Source organism: Rhodococcus sp. NPDC059968 (assembly GCF_042738615.1).
In the GTDB taxonomy this organism is placed as follows: Bacteria; Actinomycetota; Actinomycetes; order Mycobacteriales; family Mycobacteriaceae; genus Rhodococcus_F.
This window is the reverse complement of the sequence record NZ_JBHWUE010000017.1, coordinates 24,914-45,695: the sequence shown is the minus strand read 5'-3', so window position 1 is coordinate 45,695 and position 20,782 is coordinate 24,914. Positions and strand designations below refer to the sequence as shown.

At 67.7% G+C, this 20,782-nt stretch carries 16 protein-coding genes and 3 pseudogenes; 10 read left to right on the top strand and 9 right to left on the bottom strand.

Annotated features, from left to right (window positions below; translation table 11 throughout):
• Window positions 1–155: 155 nt before the first annotated feature.
• Genes ACFWAY_RS16630 through ACFWAY_RS16620 form a run of 3 tightly spaced genes read right to left on the bottom strand, consistent with a single transcriptional unit; the run spans window position 156 to window position 3,232 of the window.
• A complete protein-coding gene (locus tag ACFWAY_RS16630; protein ID WP_378511297.1) occupies window positions 156–1,067 on the bottom strand; it encodes an NAD(P)-dependent oxidoreductase in 912 nt (303 codons plus the stop codon).
• 1 nt (window position 1,068) lies between these two features.
• Window positions 1,069–1,875 carry a class II aldolase/adducin family protein gene (locus ACFWAY_RS16625; protein WP_378450455.1) on the bottom strand — a complete coding sequence of 269 codons (807 nt, stop codon included), beginning with the start codon at window positions 1,873–1,875 and terminating at the stop codon, window positions 1,069–1,071.
• 34 nt (window positions 1,876–1,909) lie between these two features.
• Window positions 1,910–3,232 carry an MFS transporter gene (locus ACFWAY_RS16620; protein WP_378450454.1) on the bottom strand — a complete coding sequence of 441 codons (1,323 nt, stop codon included), beginning with the start codon at window positions 3,230–3,232 and terminating at the stop codon, window positions 1,910–1,912.
• A gap of 293 nt (window positions 3,233–3,525) precedes the next feature.
• Between ACFWAY_RS16620 and ACFWAY_RS16615 the strand changes: the two genes are divergently transcribed.
• A complete protein-coding gene (locus ACFWAY_RS16615; RefSeq protein ID WP_378450453.1) occupies window positions 3,526–4,686 on the top strand; it encodes a PucR family transcriptional regulator in 1,161 nt (386 codons plus the stop codon).
• Window positions 4,687–4,691: 5 nt separating this feature from the next.
• Here ACFWAY_RS16615 and ACFWAY_RS16610 read toward each other — a convergent pair.
• Window positions 4,692–6,766: pseudogene (locus ACFWAY_RS16610) on the bottom strand (MMPL family transporter).
• Between the two features lie 115 nt (window positions 6,767–6,881).
• Between ACFWAY_RS16610 and ACFWAY_RS16605 the strand changes: the two are divergent.
• Window positions 6,882–7,195, top strand: a pseudogene (locus ACFWAY_RS16605) (MarR family transcriptional regulator); the annotation flags it as partial.
• Between the two features lie 8 nt (window positions 7,196–7,203).
• On the opposite strand, the gene ACFWAY_RS16600 reads toward ACFWAY_RS16605, so the two are convergent.
• Together ACFWAY_RS16600 and ACFWAY_RS16595 are read right to left on the bottom strand one after the other, a co-directional pair.
• Window positions 7,204–8,007 (bottom strand): hypothetical protein, encoded by an 804-nt coding sequence (locus ACFWAY_RS16600; RefSeq protein WP_378511296.1) that lies wholly within the window; start codon window positions 8,005–8,007, stop codon window positions 7,204–7,206.
• A gap of 97 nt (window positions 8,008–8,104) precedes the next feature.
• Window positions 8,105–8,647 (bottom strand): lipoprotein LpqH, encoded by a 543-nt coding sequence (locus ACFWAY_RS16595; protein WP_378511295.1) that lies wholly within the window; start codon window positions 8,645–8,647, stop codon window positions 8,105–8,107.
• Between the two features lie 208 nt (window positions 8,648–8,855).
• On the opposite strand from ACFWAY_RS16595, the gene ACFWAY_RS16590 reads away from it, so the two are divergent.
• The 7 genes and pseudogenes from ACFWAY_RS16590 to ACFWAY_RS16560 all read left to right on the top strand — a co-directional run bounded on the left by ACFWAY_RS16590 (window position 8,856) and on the right by ACFWAY_RS16560 (window position 17,275).
• Window positions 8,856–10,181 (top strand): hypothetical protein, encoded by a 1,326-nt coding sequence (locus tag ACFWAY_RS16590; protein WP_378511354.1) that lies wholly within the window; start codon window positions 8,856–8,858, stop codon window positions 10,179–10,181.
• Window positions 10,178–11,209: a hypothetical protein gene (locus ACFWAY_RS16585; protein ID WP_378450450.1), complete on the top strand. Its 1,032-nt coding sequence runs from the start codon at window positions 10,178–10,180 to the stop codon at window positions 11,207–11,209. The genes ACFWAY_RS16590 and ACFWAY_RS16585 overlap by 4 nt, the downstream gene beginning before the upstream one ends.
• A 1-nt stretch (window position 11,210) precedes the next feature.
• Window positions 11,211–12,738, top strand: a pseudogene (locus tag ACFWAY_RS16580) (tetratricopeptide repeat protein).
• Between the two features lie 243 nt (window positions 12,739–12,981).
• Window positions 12,982–13,545, top strand: a complete 564-nt coding sequence (ahpC, locus tag ACFWAY_RS16575) for an alkyl hydroperoxide reductase subunit C (protein WP_378450448.1) — start codon at window positions 12,982–12,984, stop codon at window positions 13,543–13,545.
• 175 nt (window positions 13,546–13,720) lie between these two features.
• Complete coding sequence (gene ahpF, locus ACFWAY_RS16570) at window positions 13,721–15,313, top strand: alkyl hydroperoxide reductase subunit F (protein ID WP_378450447.1); 1,593 nt, start codon at window positions 13,721–13,723, stop codon at window positions 15,311–15,313.
• Between the two features lie 186 nt (window positions 15,314–15,499).
• Window positions 15,500–16,771 (top strand): CHAT domain-containing protein, encoded by a 1,272-nt coding sequence (locus tag ACFWAY_RS16565; protein WP_378511294.1) that lies wholly within the window; start codon window positions 15,500–15,502, stop codon window positions 16,769–16,771.
• A gap of 90 nt (window positions 16,772–16,861) precedes the next feature.
• Complete coding sequence (locus ACFWAY_RS16560) at window positions 16,862–17,275, top strand: VOC family protein (RefSeq protein WP_378450445.1); 414 nt, start codon at window positions 16,862–16,864, stop codon at window positions 17,273–17,275.
• Here ACFWAY_RS16560 and ACFWAY_RS16555 read toward each other — a convergent pair.
• Complete coding sequence (locus ACFWAY_RS16555) at window positions 17,240–18,451, bottom strand: FAD-dependent monooxygenase (RefSeq protein ID WP_378450444.1); 1,212 nt, start codon at window positions 18,449–18,451, stop codon at window positions 17,240–17,242. The genes ACFWAY_RS16560 and ACFWAY_RS16555 overlap by 36 nt on opposite strands.
• Before the next feature lie 92 nt (window positions 18,452–18,543).
• Between ACFWAY_RS16555 and ACFWAY_RS16550 the strand changes: the two genes are divergently transcribed.
• On the top strand, window positions 18,544–19,260 hold the full coding sequence (locus ACFWAY_RS16550; protein ID WP_378450443.1) for a TetR/AcrR family transcriptional regulator: 717 nt from the start codon (window positions 18,544–18,546) through the stop codon (window positions 19,258–19,260).
• Between the two features lie 16 nt (window positions 19,261–19,276).
• Here the strand turns inward: ACFWAY_RS16550 and ACFWAY_RS16545 are convergent, their stop codons facing one another.
• On the bottom strand, window positions 19,277–19,603 hold the full coding sequence (locus ACFWAY_RS16545) for a hypothetical protein (protein WP_378450442.1): 327 nt from the start codon (window positions 19,601–19,603) through the stop codon (window positions 19,277–19,279).
• 64 nt (window positions 19,604–19,667) lie between these two features.
• Window positions 19,668–20,678, bottom strand: a complete 1,011-nt coding sequence (locus tag ACFWAY_RS16540) for a GlxA family transcriptional regulator (RefSeq protein WP_378511293.1) — start codon at window positions 20,676–20,678, stop codon at window positions 19,668–19,670.
• Window positions 20,679–20,782 lie beyond the last annotated feature (104 nt).

The following is a 20,782-nucleotide window of genomic DNA, read 5'->3' as shown; positions in this document are numbered from 1 at the left end:
ACGAACCTCAACCGGTTCGCGCAGGATCGTTGTGCATTCCCACAGGCATCCCCTGCGGCGGATTCGCTCGGGCGTGACACGTATGCCCACCCACACGACTTTCGTCGTGTGGGTGGGCATACACATGTCTTCGACCGCTCAGGCTACCGGTCCGGTTACTCCGGAAGCGCTGCCACAGCCTCGGCGAACATGCGGAACGGGGCGTGGATCGACAACTCGGAGATCCACGCTGCGTGCGGTGTGATGACCAGATTCGGTGTGGAGGAGAGAACGTGACCCTCGGCGGGCGGTTCGGTCCTGAGCACGTCGACCGCGGCTCCCGACAGGTGGCCGGAGCGCAACGCGGCGTCGAGGGCCACTTCGTCGACGATTCCGCCGCGAGACACGTTGACCAGATAGCTGTCCCGCCGCATGGACCGCAGCGCCGGTGCGTCCAGCCGGCCCCGCGTCTCGTCGCTCAACGGCACGTGCACGGACAGAACGTCGCTGGTGGTGATCAGCTCGTCCCAGCTCACCTGTGTGTAGTCCGGAAAGTCTCCGCCGATCGGCCCGCGCGAATGTATCTGCACACGCATGCCGAGGGCATGTGCGCGGTGTGCGACCGCACGCCCGATCGCACCGAAACCCCAGATCCCCAGGGTTGCACCACGTACGAACCGGGGACGGGGGGTGCCCACCGTCCAGCCGCCGAGGTGAACCGATCGGTCGAGGCGGTGCGTCTGGCGGAGAAGCCCGAGGACGAGCGCCGTGGTGTGGTCGGCGACCTCGTCGGTGCAGTAGTCCGGGGTGTTCGTGACGGTGATACCGCGGCGGCGTGCCTCCTCGACGTCGAGATGATCGGTGCCGGCGGACGTCGCGGCGAGCAGCCGCAGATTCGGGACCCGATCCAGGTCCTCCGGCCCGACCTGAGCAGTCTCCGGATTCACCGCCATGGCGATGACGTCGTCACCGTGCGGCAGATGCGGCAACACGTCGAGCATCCAGAGGTCCGGCAGCAGTGCGGGATCGGCGACGAGCGTACCGACCCCGTCCACCACCACGGCACGGCGTTTCGTGTTGTGCGCCATCTCAGGACCGGTAGTCCGGGGCGATGCGATCGACCAGACGCAGCAGCGCAGACCAGGCGAGGTCCCAATTGTCGCTGTTGTCGTGGTCATCGGTTGCGCCGACTCGGTTTTCGTTGTTCAGCTGTCGAGCGGTGTGCTCGCAGACCTCCGGCGAGGGAACGATCAGTTCCTGGCCGGTGGACTGCGCTGCGACCTGCATCTCGCATGCCCGCTCGAGATAGAACATGCGCAGGAAGGTCCGGCGCGCGCTGTCCCCCACCGTCAGGAGGCCATGGTTGCGGAGGATCATCGCGTTCTTGTCACCGAGGTCCGCGACGAGTCGGACCTTCTCCGCATCGTTCAGTGCGACACCCTCGTAGTCGTGGTACGCGATCCGGTTGTAGAACTCCATCGACGTCTGGTTGACCGGCTGAAGGCCGTTCTTCTGAGCTGCCACCGCACAACCGTTGCGGGAGTGGGTGTGTAGCACGCAGTGCGCATCGGGCCGGGCGGCGTGGATGGCACTGTGAATGACGAACCCGGCCGGGTTGACCCGGTACTCCGACGGGGTGAACAGCTCGCCGTCGAGACCCACCTCGACGAGGTTCGACGCGGTGATCTCCTCGAACAGCAGTCCGTACGGATTGATCAGGAAGCGAGGTTCCTCGCCCGGAAGTCGTTGTGAAATATGACTGAAGATGAGATCGGTCATCCGGAAGTGCGCGACGAGGCGGTACACGGCCGCCAACTCGACGCGCAGGTCCCATTCGCTCTGCTCCTGCGTCGCGGCCGGGCCGGACGCGGGAATCTGCTGCTCTGCTGTGCTCATGACGACTGTTCCTTCTGTGGGTCGAGAGTGAATGTCAGTGCTTGAGGCCGTCTTCGACAACACTCCATCGCGGTGCGAGAACGCCGCCGGCCAGAGCGATCACGCCGATGGCAACGAGAATGATCGCTGCGGGCCAGAGGTGGTCGCCGGTGACGGTCAACACGGCGGTCGCGATCAACGGGACGCAGCCGGATACCAGTCCGGCGATGTTCGACGAGACGGCGACGCCGCTGTACCGCACCTTCGCGGGGAACAGACTGGTGAGTACGGCCCCGCTGACCGCGTACGGATAGGACACGGCAGCAACGCCCACGCTCATCCCGAGTACCACGAGTAAGGGGTTCGCGGTGCCGATCGCCCAGAAGATCGGGAACGCGAGGACCATTGTGGCGATGGCACCGCCGATCACTACGCGACACGAACCGAATCGCGAACCCCATCGTCCGCCCGAGATGATGACGGGAATCTCGATCACCGCCGCGATGACGGTCGCAAGAAGAAGCATCGAAGCTTCCAGGCCGAGAACCCGCTTGCCGTAGCTGATGATGAACGTCGTGATCAAGTAGAAGCCGCCTGCGCCGATGAGCATGACGGAAGCACCGACGAGCAGCTGCCGCCACGCCCCGACGAACACCTGGCGCAGTGGTGCCTCCGCAACGGCATCCTCCTCCTGCAAGGCCTCGAATTCGGGGGACTCCTCGAGTTGACGACGGATCAGGATGGACACTCCCAGCAACGGCAGGGCCAGCAGGAAGGGAATGCGCCAACCCCAGGAATCGAAGACGTCCTCCGACAGCAGGGCCGAGGTCAGGAAGAAGGCACCCGAGGACAGGATCGTGCCGACCGGGGATCCGAGCTGCGGGATGGACGCGTATTTCGCCCGTTCCTCCGGTGAGGCGTTCTCGGCTGCAATCGTGACCGCACCGCTCCACTCGCCTCCGACGGCCAGTCCTTGAAGCACGCGCAGCACGATGAGGGCGATCGGCGCGATGACACCGATCGAGTAGTAGTTGGGCAGCATGCCGATCAGCACGGTGGCGACCCCGATACCGACGATGGTGGTCATCAAGATCTTCTTGCGACCGATCCGGTCGCCGAGCCATCCGAACAGAAGTCCACCCACCGGACGCGCAACGAATCCGACCGCCAGCGTGCCGAACGAGGCGAGCGTCGCCGTCAGCGCGTTGTCGGAGACGAAAAACTGCACATTGAACACCAGCGCGGCGGCCGTGGTGAACAGAAAGAAGTCGTACCACTCCATCGCCGTTCCCACGAATGCAGCGAACGCCACGCGACGGGACGTGTCTCGTGGAATCGGGGTCGGGGGGCCGACCTGTCGGGTTGCCGAGGGGCTCATGGTGTTGCTCCGAATGTCGTGGGTGAAGGGCAGGAAAGTCCAATTGGCGTGTCTTCAATCAAACCGCACCCCGCAGCGGGAGGAAATCGCAATCTGCCTCGAGGAAGGGCAGGATTATTGTGTATGTGCATAATGTGACGGCGAAGGAGCAACGATGCCGGTCGAGCTGCCCCAGGTGATTCGCCCACCGCGACGAGAGCCGATGAACGAATCTCCAACGACGTGTTACCCCGATGCTCGAATCGGAGATCTCGACGAAACCTGACCGCAAACTCGGGCGAAAGGACGTTGCCGTGAGAAACCTCGCCAAGCGGAAGCAGGAGACTCTGCCTCGTTGGCGTGAACTGATCGTCGGAACCATGCGCAACACGGACGATCTGGCTGCCGCCTTCCTCGACAGACTCGAATCTGTCGAGGCCTACCAGTCCGGGCTGGTCGACCAGGGCGGTCTGCGCGATTCCGCTCGCGAGTCGATTCGGTTGATACTCGAAGCCGTCACCGCCGGCGCGACGACGACTCAGCTCAGTTCGCTGCCCTCGGACCTGGGTCGTCTGCGCGCGCGGCAGGGAATACCCGTCGAAGATCTGGTCACTGCGGTCCGTCTCGACTTCGGCATCATCTGGTCTGCTCTGCTGTGGCGCGCGAACTCGGCAGACATGGCCGTCCTCGCGTTGCACGTCGACAGCCTGTGGAACGTGGTCGACGACTACGCTCGCGCCGTCCACCAGAGCTACCTCGAGGAGAAGGCCGCGATGGCCGCCTTCACCCGCGACGAGCAGCAGACGTACCTGGCGGAACTGTTCGGGCCGGCAGGCCTCGTCCCCAGCAAGATCGAACAGATCGCCCGGGCGCTGAAGGTCGACGCCGACGCGACGTTCCGAGTCGTCGTCGTGGATCCCGAAGCATCCCAGGCAGTGCACAGGATCGCGAACACTCTCGCGGCCGGTGGCGAACAACTCTTCGTCCTGAATCAGTCCGGCCGCGTGGTGGTTCTGTGGCCGGCGCCGCGGACACCCACCCGGGGGCTCGAGACACAGCATCGGCAACTGCAGGACGTGGCCGGCGGCATGGTCGCGGCGGTATCCGGCCTCGCCGCGGTACCGGCGGCCGCGAACACCGCCCACGAGATCTTCCGGACGATCCGCCCCGACGAACACGGCCTGACGACGCTGACGGACGCGTGGGCCCGGGTCACCAAGGGCCGGCTCGACGATCAGACCGATTTCTCGGCCCACCTACTGTCCGGGCTCGCCTCGATCACCGACGAGGAACGCGAACGCATCCTCGAGACCGTGCGCGCCTACCTCGCGACGGGAAGCGTCACCGACACCGCGGCGCAATTGTTCTGCCACCGCAACACGGTGCTCAACCGGCTCGGCAGATTCGAGAAGCTGACGAGCCTGAACGTCACCGTGCCCGACCAGGCAGCACTGGCACTACTCGCGTTGGCGTGACGCGCTCACGTACGACTCGAATCCAATTCAGGCTCCGCAGAGACGTTCTCGTCGGCCTCCGGTGCCGACGCGAGCTTGCTCGGCCACCAGATCTTCTGCCCGATGTCGACGGTGAGGGCGGGCACCAGGAGTGACCGCACGAGGAGTGCGTCGAGGAGCACACCGAACGCCACGATGAAGGTGATTTGCGCGAGGAAGATCAGCGGGATCACTGCGAGCGCCGAGAAGGTCGCCGCCAGAACCACTCCCGCCGACGTGATCACTCCGCCGGTGACGGTCAGGCCGCGGAGCGCTCCCCGGCGCGTGCCGATGCGCCGTGCCTCTTCCCGGCCCCGGGTCATGAGGAAGATGTTGTAGTCGATTCCGAGGGCGACGAGGAACACGAACGCGAACAGCGGGACGACGGGGTCGGCACCCGGGAACCCGAAGATGTGCTCGAAGACCAACGACGAGATGCCCAGCGTCGCAGCGAAGGACAGGACCACCGTTCCCATCAGCAGCAGCGGCACGAGTAGCGAACGCAGCAGCAGGCACAGGATCGCGAACACCACGAGGATCACGACGGGGATGATCAGGGTGCGGTCACGCGTCGACGTGGTCTTGGTGTCGAGGTCCGTGGCGGTGGTGCCACCGACCAGGGCGTCGGCGCCGTCGATCGGGTGTACGGCGTCACGCAGGCGGACGATGGTGTCCTCGGCCGCGAGGGAATCGGCCGGATCGGTCAGAGTGGCTTCGATCGCCACCCGGCAGTCCACCACCAGTGGGTCCTGCGTGCCGGGGGTCGACAGCACGGTGATGTCGCCGACCCCGTCGACCCGGGCAGCGTCGACCACCGCGTCGCGGGAGCCCTCGTTCGCGATGATCACCGCCGGCGAACCGGAACCGGCGTCGAAGTGGTCGCCGAGGATCTGCTGGCCCGCAACGGAATCGACGTCGAGAAGGAACGTCTCGGACTCCGCGACCCCGCTCGCCTCGAACTGGGGCATCAGGAGCGCGAAGAGCACCAGCACCAGGCCGGACGCCACCCAGAATCGGCGCGGGTGCGCACCGATCCGCGCCGCGAGCGCGGCCCAGAACTTGTGGTCTGCGGCCTCGTCCTTCTCGGCGTGCCGCGCGTCGAAGGCGGGCCGGGTCGGCCAGTACGCCGTCCGGCCGAGGAGCACGAGCACCGCGGGGAGGTACGTCATGGACGCGACGAACGACGCCGCGATGCCGATGGCCGCCACCGGTCCGAGTCCGCGGTTGGAGTTGAGATCGGACAGCAGCAGGCAGAGCACGCCGGCGATGACCGTGCCCGCGGAGGCGGCGACGGGTTCGAGCGTCGCCCGCCACGCGGTCCGCATCGCGCGGTACTTGTCCTGCTCGATCCGCAGTTCCTCGCGGTAGCGGGACACGAGCAGCAGTGCGTAGTCGGTCGCGGCGCCGAATACCAGGATGAACAGGATTCCCTGGCTCTGCCCGTTCAGCGCGATCACGCCTGCGTCGGCGAGCAGGTAGACGAGGAGACTCGACAGTCCCAGCGCGAAGACGGCGGAGGTGATCATCGCGAACGGGGGGATCGGACTGCGGTAGACGACGATGAGGATGAGGATCACGACGACACCAGCCACCAGGAACAGCAGCCCGTCGATGCCTGCGAACGCCGCGGACAGGTCCGCCACCTGACCGGCGGGCCCGGTGACGAGGACGGTGAGACCTCCCGGTGCGGCGCCGAGCGCGTCCCGGAGTTCCGTGACACTGTCGCCGACCTCCCCCGAGCTGTCGACGGGCACGAACATCTGCAGCGCCCGACCGTCGACGGACGGGATCGGCGGCGACACCTCGTCACCGAACCCCTCCGAACCGGCGAGGGAGGCCGCGGTTCCCGAGAGGAACTCGGTGTCGGTCGCGGTGATCCCCGACGTCCGCTCGGCGACGACGATCGCGGGCACGAACCGCGTGTCGATGAAGCCTTCTGCAGCGCGGACACCTCGGTGGCCTCGGCCGACGCGGGCAGAAACGACGTGCTGTCGTTCTGGACCATGGAGAGTTTGCCGGCGAACGGACCACCGAAACCGCCGACGGCCAGCCAGACGATCACCAGCAGGGCTGGCAGAATCCACCGAAGGCGACGAACCGGGCGTGGGCGGGGCAGTTGTGGTCACGTGCTCTCCAATGCGGGACGGTTCGACGACCGGATGCCCGGATTGCGATGTTCGATCTCCGACCGGCCGGCCTCGCAACGGGACATCGCGAAGGCCTCGCGGGTGACGGACCAGACCATCGGCCGCACCATCGACCGACTCGAGCGAACCGGGCACGTCACCGGGAGATCGATCCGCGCGACGAGCGGCGCAAGCGGGTCGCGATCACCGAGTCGGGTCGCGCGATCTACCGCCACCTACTGACCCTCGAGAAGGAGGATGCGGCCCTCACCGCCGCGGTCGGTGACGTCGGGTCGCTGCGCGACCAACTCCTCCTTCTCGTCCGGTCGCTGGGACTACCGCCCCGGGACGGTGCCGGGGACTGATCCCGTCATTACACGTTCGCCGGCAGGGCGATGACGACCTCCTGCTCGTTCCCCGGCAGATAATGGACCGTCACCACCCGGCCGACCTGGACGTGCCCGACACTGCGCGGCGGCAGGAACTTCTCGACACGCGTCGTGAACGTCGTGCCGTCGGGCCGCGTGACCACCAGCCCGAGATCGACCTTCGAGTTTCCGTCGCGGATCTCGCCGGGCACACTGAGCGACTGCACCACCGCCTGCGCGGGAACGCCGCGGGCCGCGATGTCGAGCTTGCCCGGGGTGGTGAGGCCCTGACGAATCATGGATCGGTTCAACGCGTCCTGCGCCGTCGACGTGTCTCCCGAGCGATCGATCTCGACCTTGTCGGTGCGGCCCGGCAGGTAGCGGACGGGGAGAACGACACCCGGACGGAGAAGCGCCAACTCGGTCAGCGGCACGATCATCCTGGCGTGCGATTCGAAGATCGTGCCGTCGGCGCCCTCCACCACGAGGTCGATCCGCACTTCCGGTTGATCGTTGAGCGTCATCCCCGTCTGACGCACCGACCGCACCGTCCCGATCCCGACCGCTCCGTGCGGGAACGCGGCACTGTTGCGTCCCGTGAACGCTGCCAGCACGCTGTCGCCGGTGACGGCGAAACAGACCACGACCACGCTGACCGCGACGATCGGCCAGATCATCTGCGGGCCGACCCACGACAGCGCTTCGATTCCGTAGTTCGACCGTCCCCGATCGCCGAGGCAGTACCACAGGTAGTAGCCGACCGACCCGACGAGAAACACCAGAGCGGCGGTGCGCACGAGCTTCTTCATGATGTGTCCTTTCCGTGCCTGAACTGGGGTGGAAGAACTGGAGGGACGCGCGCGAACTCGGTTGCCGCAACTTCGCGCGCGTCCCCGGCGAGCCGGCTCAGCCGCCCACGACGGTCGAGCATGCGAACGTGATGTCGAACTTCGCCGAACTCGGCGCGGTCGGGTTGCTCATGTCGGGCGCACCGACGCCTTCACCGGTGATCGTGTAGATATCGCCGTCTTTCACGACCGTCGCGGAGCCGCCGGGCATTCCCTGCCCGAAGCCGAGGGCGTACGGGAGGCCGTTCGACCCGCCCTTGCTGCCCGCGATTCCGACGGCCTGCACCGTGTCGGTGCCGGTGATCGTCGCGGAGACCGCCAGGTCGCCGTACGTCGCGTTGGCGGTGTCCGCCAGTGCCAACGCCAGCATGTCGCCCTGCTTGGCGCAGGTGGCGTCGAAGTCGGCGTCCAGTGCCTTACCGTCGACCGCGGCCGAGGACGCACCCGCCGGGCTCGCGGCGGCCGGGGACTGTTCGGAGCTTCCACCACCGGAACTGCTGTCACTGGTGTCGCTGCAGCCCGAGACGAGCAGGGCGACAGCGGCGGCCGCCACGATGCCGGCGGTGTAGACGCGCTTCTGAGTCCGAACGATCTTGTTCATGATCCGTCCTTCACGTTTCGTGAGGGGCGCACGGCGCCCGTCGTCGATTCCTTCGGCTCGCGGACTGGAGCCGATGTGAGAAAGGTAGGAACTACTCGCGCCCTACCGATCCCAGATTTGTCGACACGTCGACGGGGCATCCCTGCGGTAACCTGCTCGAATGCGGACGGCATCGAGGAGCTCAGTGGCCGCTCGGCGACCGCGGGCGATGGTCCTCGACGAGGTGTGGCGCGAGCTGGACGGCGTCGAACCGCTCAGTGGGCCGGACGGCGGACCGCTGAGCCGCACCGTGAAACTGATCCTCGATCCGCTGGTCATCCGCCCGGTGCAGAACCCGCTGTGCGCCGGTCCGATCGTCTCGTCCGACGGGGCGCAGTTGCTCGCCACCCGGGTGCACGCCTCCGCTGACGCGCTCCGGGCCACCGCCGCCTGGTTCACCCTGCTCAAACGGGTTCGCCGGGCGCTGCGGATCACGGACGGCAACCCCCAGGACCTGTACTTCCAACGCTGTTTCGAACTCGCGACCGGTTCGGGCGCCCCCGACCCGCTCCGGGACGAATCCGTCGCCGAGGACACGCTGCGCAACGTGCACGATTTCGCGGCCGGCCGCACCACTCAGGCGTTGAAAGCACACGTCACCGACCCGGCGCGGGCACGCGAACTGAACGCTCTGATCGACGTCGCGTGGGGACGGCGACCGCTGTCGGGCGCGGCCACCGGCGACCACACCGCCGAGATCGACATGGTCCTCGACGCCTGTCCCGGGGCGCGCCTCGAGCAGGACGGTGACAACGGGCGGTGGGCTCTCGACAGCCTGGTCGCCGGTCATGCGGGCACTCACCACGGGATTGCGTTGTGGACGACCGAGGTCTCGGCTCACCGGTTCGGCCTGACGGTGCATCCCCTCCCCGGACCGCCACGTCTCGGAACGTCGGCGTCCACTACGGCGCTCGCGCTCCCGTTCGACCGATCCGTCTACGAACGCGTCTTCACGGTGCTCCGCGCGTCGACCGATCGTGCGGAGCTGCCACCGATCCACGAACTGGTCACCACCGAGATCGCCCGAAGCTGTTCGCCCTGGGCGCTTCTCGACGAGTCTCTGCGGGTCGCGGCGACGACGGGCGCCGCACTGGCGACCGGTCTCCGCCCGATCGGAACGGCGTCCTCTCCTGCGGCCACGGACACGACCGCCGTCCGGGTGATCAACGGCCGCTGGCGACGGGAGGCGTACGTCCTGCAGGCACGCCGCCTCATGGTGAACGCCGACGCCGCGTCGCTACCCGAAGCGAATCCGCTGACGGCCATCGCCGCCGAACTCCTCGAGCCCTGGCGGCCCTACCTCCGCCGCCTGTGGGTCCGCCTCCACGGCCGCGACGTGCGCGAGTTCTCCGTCCACGAACCGGACGAGCTCTGGGACCTCCTCGACGGGGTGGCGCGATCGGTCATCCTCGATCACCGCATGCGGGTCAAGCAGGCGCTCAGCGCAATTCCGCTCGCTGATGCGGCGGCTGCTGCCGAATCGAGGGCGAGTTGACGACCGGCACGGTGCGGATCGAGCGCGCGCCCGACGGGGTCTGGATCATCGCCCCCGGCGACGCACCGAGCGTCCTCGACGACGCCGCAGGTATCGACGTGGCAGTACTGGAGGTCCACGGCGGGCACCTGTCGTGGAGTGTGCTCGCAGACCACACGGTCCCGGTCGCGGTGCTCGACGACGTCGAATCGGCACAGAACTGGGTGTGGGCCGTGTTCGGCGCGGAAGTCGCGCTCGCCGTGGCGGCCGGCTCCGGACGCGACGTCACGGTCGCGCCGGCAAGACCCCGGGTGGCTGCAGCCGCACGGCGACTCGCGTACGCGCACTGGGCGGCGCGGTGGTGGCCGACCTCGACGGTCGACGCCGTCCCGCCGCTCGACGAGGGGCTGTTGAACGGCGAGATCGCCACCCTCGTCGAGAAATGCGATCTACTCGTCGACGGGGACGACGCCGTCGTGCCGACCGGCCCGGTGCTCGCCGACCGTCCCGCGCGGGCAGACGACTACGCCCTCGCGGCCGGCGCGGCGGCCGCGACGCTGCCGAGCACGCTCGTCCTGGCGCGGGGTACCACCGGATCCGACTGGCGCCGGTACCCACCCGGGCTCGTCGACGCGTCCGAGCGTGCGGTGTCGTGGGAGGTGGTGCGCGCCGCCGGGAGCACGACCGTGCGGGTGAATGTCGTTGCGATACCGGGTCTCTCCGAACCCGTTCCGGAACATGTGCGTCCACACGCGCTGCTCGGCACCGCTTCGGGCACCGTCGACGTCGCGCTGCGACTGTCGGGGGATGTCTGGTTCGGCGAGTCGGCCGCACCGCAGGGCTCGGAGGCGGGGGTGTCCGTGGATGTGTATCTGCCCGGGTTCGGCGTGAACGGTTCCGCGGACGGTGGCGGCCCGGAGGTCCGGGAGCGGGTTCGGGCCCTGGTCCGCCGGCGGCTACGTCGGGCTTCGGAGATGGCGGCGGACGACGGGTCGGACGCATCCCTGCTCGCCGAGACAGCGGCGGCTGCCTCGGATTCGGACTTCTGACGTGGGAGAACAGACGCTCGGCCCGGACGAAGCGCGTGACCTCCTCGCCACGGGGGCCGCAGCGTATTCGCGGGGAGACGTCGGCGAGGCACTCCGGACGTTCGAGCAGGTTGCCCGATCGACCACCGGCGATTTTCGGACGAGCGCGATCATCAACGCGGCCAGTATGTCCGACGAGCTGGGCGATCACACGAGGGCCGTCGAACTCTACCGGGAAGCCCTCGCGGCAATGCCGGCCGACGCGATCCGGATGCGTCCCGCGGCGCTGGTCAACCTGTCGCAGGCATTGCAGCACATCGGCGACCTCGACGGCGCACAGGACGCGCTCGAGCAGGCGCGGGGACTGCTCGCGGCAGCCGACGATCAGGGCGACCTGCGGGTCGCGTGCCTGCTGTCACTGACCGCGGTCGCGATGCACCGGCAGCAGTGGGCGCACGCGGCCGACATCGCCACCGAGTCCCTCGACGCGGCAGTGCGCTTCGCCCCCGCGCTGGCGGGTCACCCGCTCATGAACCTGGCCGCCATCCACTTCGAGACCGGGCGCTTCGACCTCTCCGACGACTTCGCCGGGCAGGCGCTCCACGCGTTCGAGGCCGCGGGCGACGTCAACGCGGTCGCCGAAACGCAGCAGAACCTGGGCATCATGCACGTCCGCTCGGGGCGACCCGACGACGCGGAGCCGCTGCTGCTGTCGAGCCAGACGAATTTCGAGCGCGGCGGGATCGGCCACCGGGCGGGGATCGGATCGAAGGTGCTGGCGTTTCTCGCCGAGGGCCGGGGCGACACCGAACGCGCGACGACACTCTATCGCCGCAGCCTCGACTATTTCCGGAGTTCCGGAGCGGTACTCGACGTCGCGGACGTCGAGACCCGTCTCGCCACCGTCGCCTTCGGCGAAGGGCGACCCGACGAGGGGGAGAGACTGCTCGCCGCCGCGTTCGACACGTACCGCGGGCTGGGGCTCGGGCTGCACTGTGCGCAGGTCGACTTCTGGCACGCAGCCCTCCTCGAGTCCGCGCTCGCGGCCGCCGACACCCCCCGACAGCGCCGTGCTGGCACGCGCCACCGCGCTCGCCGTGCCCGCGGCGATCGCCATCGACGCCGTGCGGTACACACTCCCGAACGGGCGTCAGCGTGTGCAGTGGAACCGCGAGATCGCCGATCCGGCGATGCAATTGGCGTTCCGGCTCGCGTACACCTCGGGTGACGCGCGCCTGGTGGCCGATCTCGTCGAAGCGCAGTGCGCGGGGACGACGGTGGACGTCGGCCGGGCCGGGCACAGCACGCCGGCGCGCCTCCCCCTGGAGTTGCCGGACCTTCCCCCGGCCGGCGCGACCGTCACCGAGGGTTCGTTCCTGCTCGGCGCCGCACTGGCCGGAGTCGCGGCCGGCGCCGGTCTGCCGGTGCCCCTTCCTCCGCGGCTCGGCGTGACGCCGGATGGGCGGATTGCACTGGGTACCTCGATCGCGGTCGCCGAGGAACGCTATGGGCGCGAGGTCCGCGACAGCCGGGTGGTGCCCGCATCGTGACCTCGCCCGTCGAACTCCGCTTCCATTCCCTACGAGGACTTTCGGTGCAATGAGTGTCGCGGTCGTCACACCGTGCGTCCGTCGGTGTGGGTGGTGTGTGGCACTGACCTGCAACGCTGCCGATTCGGCGCCCATTGATAGCCCCATCCAATCTATCGAATAGGTCTCATAGATTGGACCTATTCCAATCTGCTGGATAGCCTCGTCGCTATCGACTTCCCGTCTCCACGAATAGAGGTTTCAATGGCCCTGGTCAACACGCAGATCAAGCCCTTCGCCGCGAACGCCTTCAAGGACGGCGCGTTCATCACCGTGTCCGCGGACGACATCAAGGACAAGTGGGCGGTCTTCTACTTCTACCCGGCCGACTTCACCTTCGTCTGCCCGACGGAACTCGGCGACCTCGCCGACCACCACGAGGAACTGCAGCGACTGGGCGTCGAGGTCTTCTCGGTGTCCACCGACACTCACTTCACGCACAAGGCGTGGCACGGATCTTCCGACACCATCGGCAAGATCAAGTACGCCATGATCGGCGACCCGACCCAGGAGATCAGCAGGAACTTCGAGGTCCTCCGCGAGAACGAGGGATTGGCCGACCGCGGCACCTTCCTCGTCGACCCCGACGGTGTCATCCAGTTCACCGAGGTCACCGCGGAAGGCATCGGGCGCAATGCCGCCGAGCTGGTTCGCAAGGTCAAGGCCGCTCAGTACGTCCGGTCGCACCCGGGCGAGGTCTGCCCGGCCAAGTGGGAAGAGGGCGAAGAGACCCTCGCCCCGTCGCTCGATCTCGTTGGCAAGATCTGACGCAGCGCAGTCGTACCGCAGGCACGGGCTCAGGTCTCCTGAGCCCGTGCGGGCGGTTCCCGGTGCTCAGCTCCCGTGGGGGCAAATCGGTGTCGCACCAACACCTTCCGGACCACCTGAACCAAAATTTCCGGTTTCCGATCCCTTGTCCTCCCGATCGATGGAGTAGATTCTCATGCTCGAAGCCTCGCTTGCCGGCCAACTGAAGTCCCTGCTCGAAAAGCTGACCCTGCCGATCGAGCTCGTGTCCTCACTCGACGACGGACCCAAGTCGGTCGAACTCGCCGAACTGCTCACCCAGATCGCGGCGATGTCGGAAAAGATCACCTACGAACGCCGCGACGACGACACGCGACGCCCGTCGTTCGCGGTCCGCCGCAGCGGCACGGACATCGAGGTCCGCTTCGCCGGCATCCCTCTCGGCCACGAGTTCACCTCGCTCGCACTCGCTTTGCTCCAGGTCGGCGGCCACCCGTCGAAGGAGGCCCCCGAGCTGCTCGAGCAGGTCCGCGACCTCGACGGCGACTTCCACTTCGAGACCTACTTCTCGTTGTCCTGCCAGAACTGCCCGGACGTGGTGCAGGCCCTGAACCTGATGTGCGTGCTCAATCCGCGCATCAGCCACGTCGCGATCGACGGCGCGCTGTTCCAGGACGAGGTCGACGGCCGCCAGATCATGGCCGTGCCGACGGTCTTCCTCAACGGCGAACTCTTCGGCTCCGGCCGGATGAGCCTGGAGGAAATCGCCGGCAAGCTCGACGTCGGCGCCGCCGACCGCGCAGCCGCCGCGATCGCCCAGAAGGATCCGTTCGACGTGCTCGTCGTCGGAGGCGGTCCGTCCGGCGCCGCGGCCGCGGTATATGCCGCGCGCAAGGGAATTCGCACCGGAATCGCCGCTCAGCGCTTCGGCGGTCAGGTACTCGACACCATGGCGATCGAGAACTTCATCTCCGTTCCCTACACCGAGGGTCCCCAGTTCGGGTCGGCGCTCGAGAATCACGTCCGCCAGTACGGCGTCGACATCATGAACACGCAGCGGGCCGCGAAGCTCGTGCCTGCCGCCACCGAGAACGGCCTCGTCGAGATCGAGCTGGAAAGCGGTGCTTCTCTTCTCGCACGCACGGTGATCCTGTCGACGGGTGCGCGGTGGCGCTCGATGAACGTGCCCGGCGAGGACATGTACCGGAACAAGGGTGTGACGTACTGCCCGCACTGCGACGGACCGCTGTTCAAGGGCAAGCGCGTCGCCGTGATCGGTGGCGGTAACTCCGGAGTCGAGGCCGCGATCGATCTCGCAGGAATCGTCGAGCACGTCACTCTCGTCGAGTTCGACTCGGTGCTCCGCGCCGACGAGGTGCTGCAGCGCAAACTGCGCAGCCTCCCGAACGCCGACATCCTCCTGAACACGCTCACGACGGAGGTCCTCGGGGACGGAAACAAGGTCACCGGCCTGACCTACCAGGACCGCTCGACCGATACCTCGCACACGCTCGACATCGAGGGTGTCTTCGTCCAGATCGGCCTCCTGCCCAACACCGAGTGGCTGGCCGGGTCGGTCGAGTTGTCCGATCGTGGCGAGATCGCGATCGACGACCGCGGCCAGACGTCGGTGCCCGGCGTGTTCGCCGCCGGCGACTGCACGACGGTGCCGTACAAGCAGATCGTGATCGCCGCTGGTGCCGGGGCAACGGCAGCACTGAGCGCATTCGATCGGCTCATCCGGACGGGCGTCCCCGCCGAGGATTCCACCGCCGCAACGGTCGGATAGCTCCGCCGAGGTCGACGAGCCGTGCCTGCATGTCAGGCACGGCTTTCGGCTTTCAAATCGACCCGCGTGCCCGGTACACACGCCACGACCTGGGTGGGTAGGGGATGCTGGGACGGTGCCGACTCACCTGTGTCACCTGCTGACCGTTCCGCGACAGTACGTCCGCGACCGCCGGGTGGCGGGCGCATGGTGACCTCGCACGAACAACCGACCGCGATCGTGCGGATGGCCGACGCCGGCGATCTGTACACGTCGTGGCGGTGGACCCACGACTCGCATCCCGGCGGTGTCGGCGTCGCACCCGCCGCGCAGGTGGACGAAGCCCTCGCCGCATTGGCCCGGGCCCTGCCCGACCTCACGGATCCGCAGGGACTGCACCACGCGCTGACGGCGGGCGGTTTCTCCGCCTACGAGTCGGAGCATGATCTGGCTCAGCTTCTTTCACGCACATTCGTTCCGTTCGTCCTCGCGCAGCAATTGCACGACCTGCTCGCCCGCGGTGTGCGGCCGCACCTCCGGATCCAACCGTCGCCCCGCGTCGCTCAGGTGCCGTGGGAACTGATCGCACCCGACGCCGGGCTGCGTCTCGTCGACATCGCCGATGTCAGCCTGCTGGCTCCGCTCAGCATCGTCCACTCGCCCGGCCGACCGGTCCGAACCTGGGCGCACACCCGGCAACTCCCGGTCGTCGCGGTGCTCGACCCGCGGGTGCCGGGCTTCCGTGCGGATTCGGAACTCGGCTCGGTCCTGGGGCGGATGGCCGCGGACAACCCGCTGTCGCAGCGGGTCGCGACGTACGCCGACGAGGGCCGGCTGCTCCCTTCCGTGGACGGTTCGACGGACTGTTTCCGCCGCGAAGACGTCGACCGGGAGTGGCTCGGTGCAGCGTTGCGTGAGGGTGCGGGCCGGCTGGTCTACGTCGGGCACGTCACCGCGGCGGCACCCGAATCCGGTCAGAGCGAGCACGCCGAACTGCACCTCGCCTGCGCCGCGGACTCCGTCGGGTTCGCGGAGCCGACCCGCGCCCACCGGCCGTTGTCCGCGAAGGACCTTCTGCTGGGAACGCACACGCTCACGGCCGAGCCGATCCGCGGCGCGGAGTTGTGGCCGATCCCGAGCAGGGTTGCGCTGATCGCCTGCGAGAGCGGCGGTGACCTGCGGTTCAGCGAGGCACTCGGACTGGTCTCCGCGATGATCGCCGGCGGGGCGGAACTCGTCACCGCCAGCCGCTGGGCCCTGCCCACCGACCTCGCGTTCCAGCGCATCGCCGGCGCCGCATCGCACGCGCGGCCGCTGCAGGACGCAATCTGCTCGATCGACACGGCGCACGAACTGCCCGACGCGGTCGGCGCCCTCTGCGACTGGCAACGCGACCGGGTGGCCGCCTGGCGGGACGAGCGGACGATCGAGCACTCACCGGTGCTGTGGGCGGCGTTCGCGACGGTCTCGACGCACTGATCCGCCTCGGCCGTCCGTTCCCCACATCGTGTCGGCCGGTCGTTGTACCGTCGTTGCTGTCGGTTCCGGCACGAAGAAGGAGCATGTCCCATGACCTCTCGGCTCAACCCCTACATCAGCTTCGACGGCAACGCGCGGCAGGCAATGGAGTTCTACAAGGACGTCTTCGGCGGCACCCTTGCGTTGAACACGTTCGGTGAATACGGCGCGCCGGAGGGCGAGGGCGCAGACAAGATCATGCACGCCATGCTCGAGTCGGACAACGGCTACACGCTCATGGGTGCAGACACCCCGCCCGGTATGGAACACAACCCGGGGACCAACATCGCGGTGAGCCTGAGCGGAGACGACGGCGACGAACTCCGCGGCTACTGGGCCAAGCTCGCCAACGGCGGATCCGTGTCCGTGCCCCTGGAGAAGCAGATGTGGGGAGACGAATTCGGTGCCTGTACAGACAAGTTCGGCATTTCATGGATGGTCAACATCGCCGGCACACCAGGCTGATCGCAGCGCCGGGTAGTCCTGCAGATCGATGTCGGTGGCGAAGGAGTCGGTCAGCTTCATCATCAGGCCGAACAGGAACGTGGACTTGAACGTCCAGTTTCGCAGCCTGATTCGAGTCGCCGACTTCGGCGCGAGAAACGGTCCGGCGCTGCCCTTGCGGGCGATCTTCGCGTACCCAAGCATCTGCTCGTTGTAGCGTCCGAACGCCACGCGGTGGTCGGCGTCGGCGGCAGCGAGCTCACCCGCCAGTACATACGCACCCACGAGGGCGAGTCCGGTCCCGAAGCCGCCCAGCGTATTTCCGTACGCGGCGTCGCCGACCAAGGCCACACGGCCGGCGGTGTAGGTATCGGTCTCGACCCTCGCGATCGAGTCGAGGTAGAAGTCAGGCGCGTCGTCCAGTTGCGCGAGCAGGCGGGGCACGCGCCAACCCGCATCGGCATACGCGGTGGTCAGCATTCGTTTCTGCTGGGTGATGTCGGCGCGGTCGTACTCGATCTTGTCGGAGGCGAAGACGAACAACTCCGGAGCCTTCGGTCCACCGACGACGGCCATCCGTCCCGGCTCGTTGTACATCAGTCCCGTCCCGCGTTCCCTGTCCGGCGATTCGTCACTCGCCGAGCGCGTGGTCCCGACGACGGCGTAGTAGTACCCGAGGAATCGGACGAACTCGTCCTCCGGCCCGAACCGGTGCCGGCGGACGGCCGAGTGGATGCCGTCGGCGCCGAACACCAGGTCGAACCGGCGTGCGTCCGACTTCTCGAACGTGACGTCGACGCCCGAGTCCGTGTCGATCAGAGCGGTGACGGAATCGCCGAAGAGGTACTCGCACGAATCCGCGGTGCGCCGGTAGAGGATCTCGGTCAGGTCGCCCCGCAGGATTTCGACGTCGCCGCCGACGAATTCCCCGGGGATGGTCGCCAAGTGCCTGTCGCGTTCGTCGACGATTAGGAGGTCGGTCTTCCCGGTCTGCCTGAGGTGCACGTCGTCGAGTATTCCCATCCTCTCCAACACTTTTCGGTGAATCTCCCCCTTGAAGTCGACGGCCTGGCCGCCGAGCCGGAGGTCCGGTGCCCGCTCGACGACGGTGACGGCGTATCCGCAGCGGCTGAGCCAGAACGCCAGAGCAGGCCCGGCGATGCTTGCACCCGAGATCAGGACGGTTCTATTCGGCATGGGAGCCTCCACGGATTAATTGCGTCTGACGGACGCAATTCAGTGTATGGTAGACACTATTCCGGATCAAGAGTCGGCCCGGAGGAGCGCAGATGGTCACCCAGCCCCGTACCGCCGAGCTGCTGTGGGGATCGTCGGAGAGACCGAAGCGGGGACCGAAACCTGCGCTGAGCCTCGCGCAGATCGTCGCCACCGCGATCTCGATGGCGGATGCCGAGGGCCTCGCCACGCTGTCGATGCAGCGCCTCGCAGAGGACCTCGGGTTCACCAAGATGTCCCTCTACCGCTACACCCCCGGCAAGGCGGAGTTGACCGCCCTCATGCTCGATGCCGCTCTCGGACCCGCGCCCGACCTGTCCGAGATCGACGGCGGCTGGCGCGCTGCGCTCCACGAGTGGGCTCTCCGGATGTGGGCGGGCCTCCGGCGGCATCCGTGGGTAGTCGACGTCGCGGTCGGTCCGCGAGTGCTGGGCCCGAACGAACTGGACTGGCTCGAAACCGGCCTCGAGGCGCTGCGCGACACCGGACTCACCGGCGGGGAACGCCTGGACGCGGTGGTCCTGATCACCGGCCACGTGCGCAGCCTCGCTCAGCAGACGACGGCACCCGGCGCCGAAACCGACACACCCGAGAAGTCCCTGAACGCGATCATGACGGGAATCCTCGCCGACCACGCCGACCGCTACCCCCAGGTGACAGCCGCGTTCGCGTCGGCCAGCTCCATGTCAGGGCAGGACGACGCGCTGGAATTCGGCCTGGCTCGGATCTTCGACGGTCTCGCCGCCCTCGTCTCGGCCCGCGCCGAATAGCAGAGTGCGGGGGCCCTCAGCTCGCCTGCGGTTTCAGGTCGCCGTAGTAGGTGTGCGCCTTGCCGGCCAGGAGCCACAGAGGGGCGGACGCCTCGTCGTCGGACAGATAGCCCTTGTCACGTCCGTCCGCCAGGTACTGGGAGCGCACCCACTCCTCCATCGCCTCGGTCGACTGGTCGGGCAGCCCGTAGATCTGCGCGACCGCGCGGTGAAGTTGTTCGTCGTCGACGGTCATTCCCTGCGGCTGCTTTCGCAGATTCAGCGCCTTGTCCGTCTCCCCCGCCCGGTGCAGGTGCACGATGTGGAACGCCATCTCGCACACGAACGGCTGATTTCGATTCACGATGCTCCTCTCCGTTCGTCACCATCGATCGTCCCGCCCGAGTCCGTCCGGCGCCAGTGCGCAACTACCGACCGGTCCGCGCTCCCCGCCCGCTCCTCCTATGTTCGGGACCGAATGACGCATTGCCACGCCGGATCTCGGTTGTGCTCGTGTGACGCCGACGGCGAATCAGCGCGCGGAGTGTGGCCGAGTTCTGGTAGCCCACAGCGGACGCGATCGTGTCGACGCTCTGCTGTGTCGTGCGCAGGAGGAACGTCGCCTGATCGAGTCGGATCTCCTGAACGAATTCCACCGGCGACATACCCAGCACAGCGGCGGTGGTGCGTTGCAGCGTTCGTTCACTCACCCCGATCGCGTGTGCGACCGCGTTGATCGGCAACGGTTCCGCGAGGTGATCGCGAATCCACCGTTCGAAGGCGGTCATCGTCGGATCGGCGGTAGCGAGCAGGGACGGCACCGCGAAGATTGCCTGCGAGGGCCGGTCGCCGATCAGGAGGTACCGCGCGACGAGATCCGCCAGCGCGGGGCTGTTCTGCTGGACGATCGTCAGCGCGAGATCGATGTGTGCGAACGCCGCCCCGGCCGTCGTCACCCGGTCGTCGTGGATGAGCGTGCGCCGCTCGTCGAGGTCGACGCGGGCATAGCGGGCGCGGAACGCCGGCCCGAGCCACCAACTCGTCGTCGCGGTCAAGCCGTCGAGCACCCCGGCCTCGGCCAGGAAGAACGTCCCGCTGCAGGCCGCGGCGAGGGCAACCCCGGAACTGCGACCCTCCGCGACCCAGTCGAGGGCGGGATGCCCGCGCACGACGTCGACGATCCGATCCGGCGTCTTCACCCCGACGGCGGGCATGACGAGGACGTCGGGCGGCTCGGCGACCTCCCTCAGCGGGGTGGTGGCCAGGACGAGTCCGTGACCGGTGCGGACCGACGATCCGACGGCGACCGGGGTGACCGTGAACGCCTGGTCACCGGCCTCCGCGTCGTCGCGCAGGGCGTCAGCCGTCGCCAGGACGTCGAGCATGACACTCAGACCCGAATCGAACATGCCGTCCACGGCGAGCACCGCGACTCTCATGACGGAAACGGTAACAAAGGTGGCGCGTCCGCCGCCCCGCTTGCCGCTCGTCGCCCATAGCGTCAGGGGTGGACGACGCCGGAAACCGATGAGGAGGAGACATC

Bases quoted from the DNA above. Each gene is read 5' to 3' on its own strand.
- ACFWAY_RS16550 (WP_378450443.1), top strand. From the start codon at position 18,544: ATGGTCACCCAGCCCCGTACCGCCGAGCTGCTGTGGGGATCGTCGGAG.
- ACFWAY_RS16625 (WP_378450455.1), bottom strand. From the start codon at position 1,875: ATGAGCACAGCAGAGCAGCAGATTCCCGCGTCCGGCCCGGCCGCGACG.
- ACFWAY_RS16590 (WP_378511354.1), top strand. From the start codon at position 8,856: ATGGTCCTCGACGAGGTGTGGCGCGAGCTGGACGGCGTCGAACCGCTC.
- ACFWAY_RS16620 (WP_378450454.1), bottom strand. From the start codon at position 3,232: ATGAGCCCCTCGGCAACCCGACAGGTCGGCCCCCCGACCCCGATTCCA.
- ACFWAY_RS16565 (WP_378511294.1), top strand. From the start codon at position 15,500: ATGGTGACCTCGCACGAACAACCGACCGCGATCGTGCGGATGGCCGAC.
- ACFWAY_RS16595 (WP_378511295.1), bottom strand. From the start codon at position 8,647: ATGAACAAGATCGTTCGGACTCAGAAGCGCGTCTACACCGCCGGCATC.
- ACFWAY_RS16560 (WP_378450445.1), top strand. From the start codon at position 16,862: ATGACCTCTCGGCTCAACCCCTACATCAGCTTCGACGGCAACGCGCGG.
- ACFWAY_RS16630 (WP_378511297.1), bottom strand. From the start codon at position 1,067: ATGGCGCACAACACGAAACGCCGTGCCGTGGTGGTGGACGGGGTCGGT.
- ahpC (WP_378450448.1), top strand. From the start codon at position 12,982: ATGGCCCTGGTCAACACGCAGATCAAGCCCTTCGCCGCGAACGCCTTC.
- ahpF (WP_378450447.1), top strand. From the start codon at position 13,721: ATGCTCGAAGCCTCGCTTGCCGGCCAACTGAAGTCCCTGCTCGAAAAG.
- ACFWAY_RS16555 (WP_378450444.1), bottom strand. From the start codon at position 18,451: ATGCCGAATAGAACCGTCCTGATCTCGGGTGCAAGCATCGCCGGGCCT.
- ACFWAY_RS16540 (WP_378511293.1), bottom strand. From the start codon at position 20,678: ATGAGAGTCGCGGTGCTCGCCGTGGACGGCATGTTCGATTCGGGTCTG.
- ACFWAY_RS16600 (WP_378511296.1), bottom strand. From the start codon at position 8,007: ATGAAGAAGCTCGTGCGCACCGCCGCTCTGGTGTTTCTCGTCGGGTCG.